7 protein-coding genes are annotated in these 7253 nt (G+C 73.9%); 3 read left to right on the forward strand and 4 right to left on the reverse strand.

All coding sequences use genetic code 11. The features are described 5' to 3' along the window. Positions 1-82 precede the first annotated feature (82 nt). Both ACFU5F_RS32700 and ACFU5F_RS32705 read left to right on the forward strand, forming a co-directional pair. Complete coding sequence (locus tag ACFU5F_RS32700) at positions 83-1681, forward strand: ricin-type beta-trefoil lectin domain protein (RefSeq protein ID WP_383895171.1); 1599 nt, start codon at positions 83-85, stop codon at positions 1679-1681. A gap of 118 nt (positions 1682-1799) precedes the next feature. After that, positions 1800-2363 (forward strand): snapalysin family zinc-dependent metalloprotease, encoded by a 564-nt coding sequence (locus ACFU5F_RS32705; protein ID WP_383895174.1) that lies wholly within the window; start codon positions 1800-1802, stop codon positions 2361-2363. Between the two features lie 277 nt (positions 2364-2640). Here the strand turns inward: ACFU5F_RS32705 and ACFU5F_RS32710 are convergent, their stop codons facing one another. Both ACFU5F_RS32710 and ACFU5F_RS32715 read right to left on the reverse strand, forming a co-directional pair. Continuing rightward, the gene (locus ACFU5F_RS32710) at positions 2641-4086 is read right to left on the reverse strand and encodes an FG-GAP repeat protein (protein WP_383895177.1); all 1446 of its coding nucleotides are present in this window, start codon (positions 4084-4086) and stop codon (positions 2641-2643) included. 144 nt (positions 4087-4230) lie between these two features. After that, complete coding sequence (locus ACFU5F_RS32715) at positions 4231-4770, reverse strand: DUF4396 domain-containing protein (protein ID WP_383895179.1); 540 nt, start codon at positions 4768-4770, stop codon at positions 4231-4233. 218 nt (positions 4771-4988) lie between these two features. Here ACFU5F_RS32715 and ACFU5F_RS32720 point away from each other — a divergent pair, with 218 nt between their 5' ends. Beyond that, on the forward strand, positions 4989-5696 hold the full coding sequence (locus ACFU5F_RS32720; RefSeq protein WP_383895182.1) for a DUF5134 domain-containing protein: 708 nt from the start codon (positions 4989-4991) through the stop codon (positions 5694-5696). A gap of 54 nt (positions 5697-5750) precedes the next feature. On the opposite strand, the gene ACFU5F_RS32725 is transcribed toward ACFU5F_RS32720, so the two are convergent. Together ACFU5F_RS32725 and ACFU5F_RS32730 are read right to left on the reverse strand one after the other, a co-directional pair. Beyond that, positions 5751-6662: a M56 family metallopeptidase gene (locus ACFU5F_RS32725; RefSeq protein WP_383895186.1), complete on the reverse strand. Its 912-nt coding sequence runs from the start codon at positions 6660-6662 to the stop codon at positions 5751-5753. After that, complete coding sequence (locus ACFU5F_RS32730; RefSeq protein ID WP_383895188.1) at positions 6659-7027, reverse strand: BlaI/MecI/CopY family transcriptional regulator; 369 nt, start codon at positions 7025-7027, stop codon at positions 6659-6661. Before ACFU5F_RS32730 ends, ACFU5F_RS32725 begins: the two co-directional genes overlap by 4 nt. Positions 7028-7253: the final 226 nt, after the last annotated feature.

The raw sequence follows: 7253 nt of genomic DNA on the forward strand, positions 1-7253 counted from the left end.
TATCGACGGTACGAACAGGGAGGGGACCGGAACCATGGAAGGTGCTCCCGCGGTGGCGGCTCCGAACGGCGGAGGAGAGCGCGTGACGCCCGGGGAGGGTGTGGGCCACGAGCCCGTCGCGCCCCCGGAGTTCGCGCAGGCGGAGTCCGTGGAGGCCGCGCGCGCGGCCGGGGTGCCCACGGCCGGTGAACTGCTGGCGCTGCACGGCACGTCCGTCCTGCGGTACGCGGCCCTGTGCGCGGAGCGGAACCGGGGCGCCGCGGAACGGCTGGCCGGGCTGGCCTTCCGGACCGCCTACGGTGACGCGGCGGCACACGCCGGAGCGGACTTCCCGTGGCGGCCGCGACTGCTCTCCGCGGTCCTCGACGCCGCCCGGGAGTGGAACACGGACGACAGGCGCACCTCCCTCCACCCCGGCCTGCGGGACGACGCGGCCGGCGACGCCCGCCGGACGGTGTCCGGCACGGACCGGGGGAGCGGCGCCAGAGGCCTGGTCCTGCTCGCCTTCCGCAACCTGCCGCACCGCGCTCAGACGCTGCTGTGGCACACCGTCGTCGAGGCCGAGGACATCGAGACGGTCGCACCGCTGGTCGGTGTGGAACCCGCCCTGCTGAACCCCGAACGCGCCCGCACCCTGCTGCGCGACGAGTGCGTACGGGTCCACCTCGACCGCGCTCGCGACGAGCGCTGCCGCCGCCTCCACCGGCTCATCGACGTCCACGTCCGCCGGGGGGACACGGAGATGATGGCGGAGGTGAGCGACCACCTCGACGGCTGCGCCTACTGCCGGGCGGCGGTGGACCAGCTCGACCAGTCCCCGGAGCGGCTCCCCGTGCTGCTCGCGGAGGCGGTTCTGGGATTCCGCGCGGCGGACTACCTCGCGACCCGGCCGGGCCGTCAGGAGAGAGCGAGGACGTCGGCCGACGTCCTCGCCCGGGCGGCGGCCGATGCGCGGCCGGAGCCCGCCGCACGGCCCGTGGAGGCGGAGGCCCGGCCCGTGGACGCGGACCGTCCCGCGCCGCGGCGGCTCCGGTGGCCACTACCGGCCGCCCTGGGGGTGCTGCTGTGCGGGGTGATCGCGGCGTCTCCGATGGCCCTCGACGGAGCCGGTGGTGACAGCGAGGCAGTGGGCGGTTCGGCGGCCGTGCCGTCCGCGAGCCCGTCAGCGACCGCCTCCGTGCCGTCCGCCGTCGCACCGGGCCCCGGCACCGCCCCGTCCTCGGACACGTCAGCCGCCCCGGGGGCGAACGAGGTCCCGGTGACCCGGCTGCGCAACGTGCGGACCGGGCTCTGCCTCGACCTGCGCGCCTCGGCGGAGGCGCCGGGCACTCCCGCCGTGACGGCCCGGTGCGAAGGGTCGGCGAGTCAGCTGTGGCGGTGGGACGGGAAGGGACGCCTGCGGAACCAGGCGGCTCCCGAACTGTGCCTGAACGCCGAGCCGCAGGGCACCGTCGCCCTGCGGCCGTGCGCGGCCGCGCAGGACGGCGGGGAGTCGGCGGACACGCGCTACGACCTGGCGTCAGACGGCCTCCTGACGCTCGTCGCCGAGCCCGGCGTGGCCGTGACGCCGGTGCGCCGGGCCGAGGGGGCGATCATCCTCCTGGAGCCCGTGCCTCAGGACCGGGTCCGCAGGTCCCAACGCTGGCTGACCGATGAGGGGTTCGCCGACGCGGTCTCGTGAGCGCGCTCGCCGCTCGCCCCGGTGCTCCGCCGATTGACGGATTCACCTCCGTCACACCGGGCAGGGAGCCAATAATGTCATGAGCACGACTGCCCCTTCCCCCACGAGGAGGTCGATCATGCACGTCCGCACGCTGACCGGTGCCTTGACCGCGGCGCTGGTGGTGTCCCTGTCCCTGACCGGTGGCCAGGCCGTGGCCGCTTCCGCCGGCACGGCCGATGTCTCCGCGGCCGCCCGTGTCCTCACCTACGACGCCAGCGGTTCGGCGGAGTTCAGAAGCGCGGTCGACCGGGGCGCGGCGATCTGGAACGAGAGTGTCGACGCCGTCGAACTGCGGCCGGTCGCCACTGGGCAACGCGCGAACATCCGGGTCCTCGCCGACAACGGCTGGCCGCGCGCCCTGCCCACCACCCTGGGCAACGGCACCGTCTACATCGGACGCCAGGCCGTCGACCAGGGCTACAACACGATCCGTATCTCCGCCCACGAACTCGGGCACATCCTCGGGCTGCCCGACCGCAAGCCCGGACCGTGTTCGAGCCTGATGTCCGGCTCCACGGCGGGCACCGCGTGCACGAACCCGTATCCGAACGCCGCCGAGAAGTCGGAGGTCGAGGGCAACTTCGGCGGCCTGCGCGCCGGGCGGGCCCCGGCGGCGCGCACCGGGGTGATCGTGGACTGACGCGTGCCGCCCGGTGCCCGTCGGCGCCGGGCGGACCCGGGTCGAACGCCCGCCGGCGTCCAGGCCGGCGGACGTCGGCGCGCCGGACTTCCCGCAGGGCCCCAGTCCTCCCGTAGCGCCGCCCGGTCCTCCCGGTGGGCCCCGGTGACCGTCCGCCGAAGCCTGGCCGGCTGCCGGGCACCCCCTGGGGCGCACTCCTCGCGGAGTTGCACGCCGGGGCCGTCGGCCGCCGCCGCGGATGCCCGGCGTCACGGCGTCCGGCGCGTTCCGTGGCCGCTCAGCGAGCGAACACGTCCGCGAACTTCCGGCCCGCCACCACGGGGTAGCCGAAGTCCGTCGCGTTGAAGGAGGTCGCCGACGTCGTCGTCAGGCCGGACGCCGAGCCCCGCAGCACCCAGGCCGCGCCGTCGTCGTAGCCGTTCGGCAGGATGTCCTCGCCGTCCGCGCCGATCGCCAGATCGGCCTTGCCGTTGCCGTTGACGTCGCGCAGGCGGAGCGCGGAGCCGAAGTGGTCCCCCGCCTCCGCCGCGCCCGGAACGCCCGCCGTGGCCTGGTGGAAGGACTGGGCGCCGGCCGTGGTCAGGCCGTCCGGGCCGCCCTTGAGGAGAACGACGTTGCCGACATGGCGCTTGCCGTTCACGGTCTCGTCCGGCGCGCCGACCGCGAGGTCCGCACGGCCGTCGCCCGTCACGTCGCCCAGGGCGAGCGCCGCGCCGAATTTGTCATAGACCTCGTCGGTGCCCGGGACGCCGGGGCTGTCCTGGTGGTATGTACGTCCCTTGTGCGGCAGACCGGACGCCGAGCCGTACCGCACCATGATCGAACCGCCGTTGACGCCCGCCGTGTCGGCGGTCACCAGATCGTCGTACCCGTCGCCGTCGATGTCGCCCGTCGCGACGGCCGCCGAGCGCCAGGCGGCGGAGCCGGTCGTCCCGTCGTCGCTGAGTGTGGCGTAGACGGAGCCGACGTCGCCGGGGCCGCCGCGCACCACGCCCACATAGCCGGGCATCGGCGAGCCGTCCGGCTCGAACTGGCGGCCGTGCAGGACGTACTCGTAGCCGTTGCCGCCGTCCTTGGAGGAGAAGTGGCCGGCCACGATGCCGTCCAGCTGGACGCCGTCCGGCAGGAAGTCCACCTCGGGGGCGAGCGCGCCGTCCTGCGTGGGCCCGCCGTCGGCGTACCACCAGAACGTGTCGCTGCCGACGACGGCGAGCTGCGGGCTGCCGTCCCCGTCGAGGTCGGCGAAGGCCGCGCTCTCGCCGAAGCCGTCCGCCTCGGCGGTGGGCGCGGTCAGCACCATGCCCCCAGAGGTGAACGGCTTCGCGCCGCCCCAGACGATCGTGACCGAGCCCCGCGGCTTGCCGGTGACCTCCTCGCCGGGCGCGCCGACGATCAGATCGGCGTAGCCGTCGTGGTTCACATCGCCGCTGGTGACGTTCTCCCCGAACCTGTCCACGCTCTCCGGGGCACCGGGCACGCCCTGGGTGTTCTGGGTGACGTTCACCGACCGGGCCGGGCTGACGCCGGCGGCGGAGCCGAAGAGGACGGTGACCGTGCCGCCGCTCGCCTTGGGCGTACCGATGGCGAGGTCGCGGTAGCCGTCGCCGTCGAAGTCGTCCGCCAGACCGGAGGGCGCCGCGACGGCCGTGGGTGCGCCGAGCCCGGTGACGGCGAGGGCGAGGGCGGCGGTGGCCGTGGCCACGGTCAGGGTGCGTCTGCGCAACGTAGTGCTCCTGTCTGAGAATCCGACGCCCGTACGACCTTCCAGGAGAGCGAACGGTTGTACGGGGCGGAGGGCGAGGTGGACGGGGGCGCCACCATCAGCCCGTCGCGAGCCGCCCGGAGCCGTGTGCCGGCGGAAAGGGTCTCAGTGATAGGCGTGGACGACGGCGTGGCCCTTGCCGCGTCCGATCATCCACTTGTTCACGGGCGTGGTGATCAGGAAGGCGACCGCGAACCCGCCCAGCAGTGCCGACCAGAAGAGTCCGTCGTCGAGATGGGCGTCCATGGCTCCCGGGGTGAGGGCGATGATCGCGTTGTCGACCAGCTCCATCACGGCGATCGAGACGGTGTCGGCGGCCAGGGCCACCTTGAGCGCGCTCTTCCAGCTCAGTCCGGCCCGACGCACCGCGAACAGGGTGAACGAGTAGCCGAACACGAACGCGAGCGCGATGGCCAGCGCCATGGTCGGCACATTGCCCCACAGCAGGGCCGTGCCGATGACCATTCCGAGGATCTCGCCGACGGCGCACCCGGTCAGGCAGTGCAGAGTCGCCTTCGCCGCCATCGCCCAGGAAGCTCCGCCGTGCCCGGGCCCGTGGGGTGAACCGTGGGCGGTGTGGCCGTGCGGGTGCTCGTCGGCGGTGTGGTCATGCCCGGCGCCGTCGTGGTGAGCGCTGTGGTCCATGTCCTCTCATCACCTTTCTCGTCCGTGTGGTCCTGTCCCTCGGTCGCTGCCAGAATATACCCCCTGGGGGTATATGGCGAGGACGCTTCGATCCTCCCTTCGGAGTGTCGCGCCCGCCCCGCTGAGTCGGAACCTCGATCGGTACGTACTAAGTAGATACGTAGTGATCGACGGACGGAGCGGTGATCCGGAATCCGGTGCCGCGAAGGGGTGGTGACGTGACAGGACACCTGCTCGGCTGGATGCTGATGACGCTGAGCGCCGGAGTGGCCGTCGGAAACCTCGTACGCATGGCAGTGGCGGGCGGCCGGGCCCGTTTCGAGGCCGGGGCCGAGGCCGTGATGGGTGGGGGCATGGCCGTGATGGCGGCGCCTCCGACGGCGGTCCTCTACGGGACGTACGGCATGTGGTGGGCGGCGGTGTTCGCCGTGCTCTGTCTCGGGGGTGTGGCTCTGTCCGTACGGCAGGCCCTCCGGAGCGGCGTCCGGCATCTCGGGCACGCCGCCCATGTGGTGGTAGGCAGCGCGGCCATGGTGCTGATGACGTTGGCCATGCCCGGCGCCGCCTCGGGCCCCACGCTCGCCCTGGCGGGCTCCTTGGGACACGGACACGGACACGGGGCCACGGCCGGGGCGGTGGACATGGACGCGCACGGCGTGACCGAGGCCGCGGCCACGTCCGGCTCCGCACTGCTGTGGCGTGCCGTCTTCTGGGCGCTGGCCGCCTACTTCCTGCTCGTCACGGCTCTCGCCGTGCGTGCCCGGACACGGGACTCGGGCGGACCACCCGCTCCGCCCGCCGCGAAGGCCCGCCACCGCCGAGCCACCCGGACTCCGGCGATGCTTTCCGCGCCGAACGTGCGCCTGGCCGGGCAGGTCGGCATGGGCGGTTCGATGGCGACGATGCTGCTGATGATGGCCGCGTGACCGTGCCCGCGCGGACAGGGCCACACACCTCGCCCGAACCGCCGTCAGCACCTCTCAACCGACGCCGATCGGGCAGGCGACCAGCAGCGGCATCAGCGGTACGACGGCGGTCGCGGCGGCCATGGCGCCCCGGAGGGCGGGGTGCGGAGCGGTGCGCGGCCCGAGGAGCCGCCGCATCCGGACCAGGGCCGTCCGGCCGCCCGCCGCGAACGCGTCCTCCGGCGTCCGGGCCGCCGCCATCGCGTACATCGCCGTCGCCAGGGCCCCTTCGGAGTGGGTTCGCAGGGCCCGGTCGTCGGCGACCATCTCCAGCAGCAGTGCCGTCTGTTCGCGGACCTGGCGGGCCAGGGGCAGCAGGGGGAAGACCGAGCGGAACGCCGCCGCGCCGGCGAGCGCCAGATGGTGGCGGCCGGCGATGTGGGCCCGCTCGTGCGCCAGAACGGCCGCGAGCTGCTCCGGCGCCAGCTCCCGTACGGCCGCTTCACTGACCACGATCCTGGGCCGGCGTCCGGGCAGGCAGTAGGCGGCGGGAACGTCGTACGGCAGGACGGTGGCACCCAGCCGGACCGAGCGGCGGCCCACCAGATCCACCGCCTCCCGGTGCCGGGTCCGCGTCAGCCTGGCCCGCGCGACGTGGAAGGCGAAGCCGCCCGCGAGAGCGATCCCCAGGGTGGCGGGAAGCACGACGGAGAGGCGCTCGGCGGTGTCGGGAGCGGGGCCGCCCGCGCCCAGGTCGACACCGCAGGAATGCAGCAGCCCCGACAGCCCCTCGTGCGCGTGTTCCATCGGCATGAACAGGTGGTACGCGGTCAGTGCGGTCCCGAGCGCGAAGGAGAGCGCCAGGGTGTGCCAGACCGCCAGGGCCAGGGCGGGTGCCCGGTGCGGCCAGTCGGCCCGCAGGAGGAGGAACGGGGCGACGAAGCCCACGAGGAGCGTGTAGGCGCCGAGTGCGAGGGCCGCGTTCACTGCTTCGCCTGCCGCCCCACCGCGCGCAGCGCCTTGCGCAGGGCGGCCTGCTCCTCCTCGGTCATGTTCTCGACGAAGTGGACCAGCGCGGCCGGGCGGTCCTTGCTCGCGCCGAGACCGTCCTCCATCAGGGCGGCGGCATACGCCTCCCGGCTGCGCACGGGTGAGTACAGCCAGGCGCGGCCCTGCTTGCCCCGCAGCAGCCAGCCCTTGTTGTAGAGGATGTTGGTGACGGTCATCACGGTGGTGTAGGCGACCGGACGGATCCTGTTGAGGTCGTCCACGACCTCGCGCACCGTGGCCGGACGGTTCCACGTCCACAGGCGGTCCATGATCTCCGCCTCCAGTTCCCCCAGCCGTCGCATGCCCCTGACTCCCTTTCGCCGCCCACACGCCCCACGCGCAGTGAATACGCAAGGGCATAGTAGAGGGCGTCCCGGAGAGCGGTGTCCGACCGGGGCCGCCACCCCGCTGTGGGGGGGGGCGCGCCGGGGGGGCCCCCCCCCCCCGGCGGCCCAACGCCGGGGGGGGGGCCCCCCAATTTTTGGACGCCCGGGGGCGGGGGCGCGCCCAGGAGACCGCCCCCGGGGT

The organism is Streptomyces sp. NPDC057438, assembly GCF_042802995.1.
GTDB lineage: Bacteria > Actinomycetota > Actinomycetes > Streptomycetales > Streptomycetaceae > Streptomyces.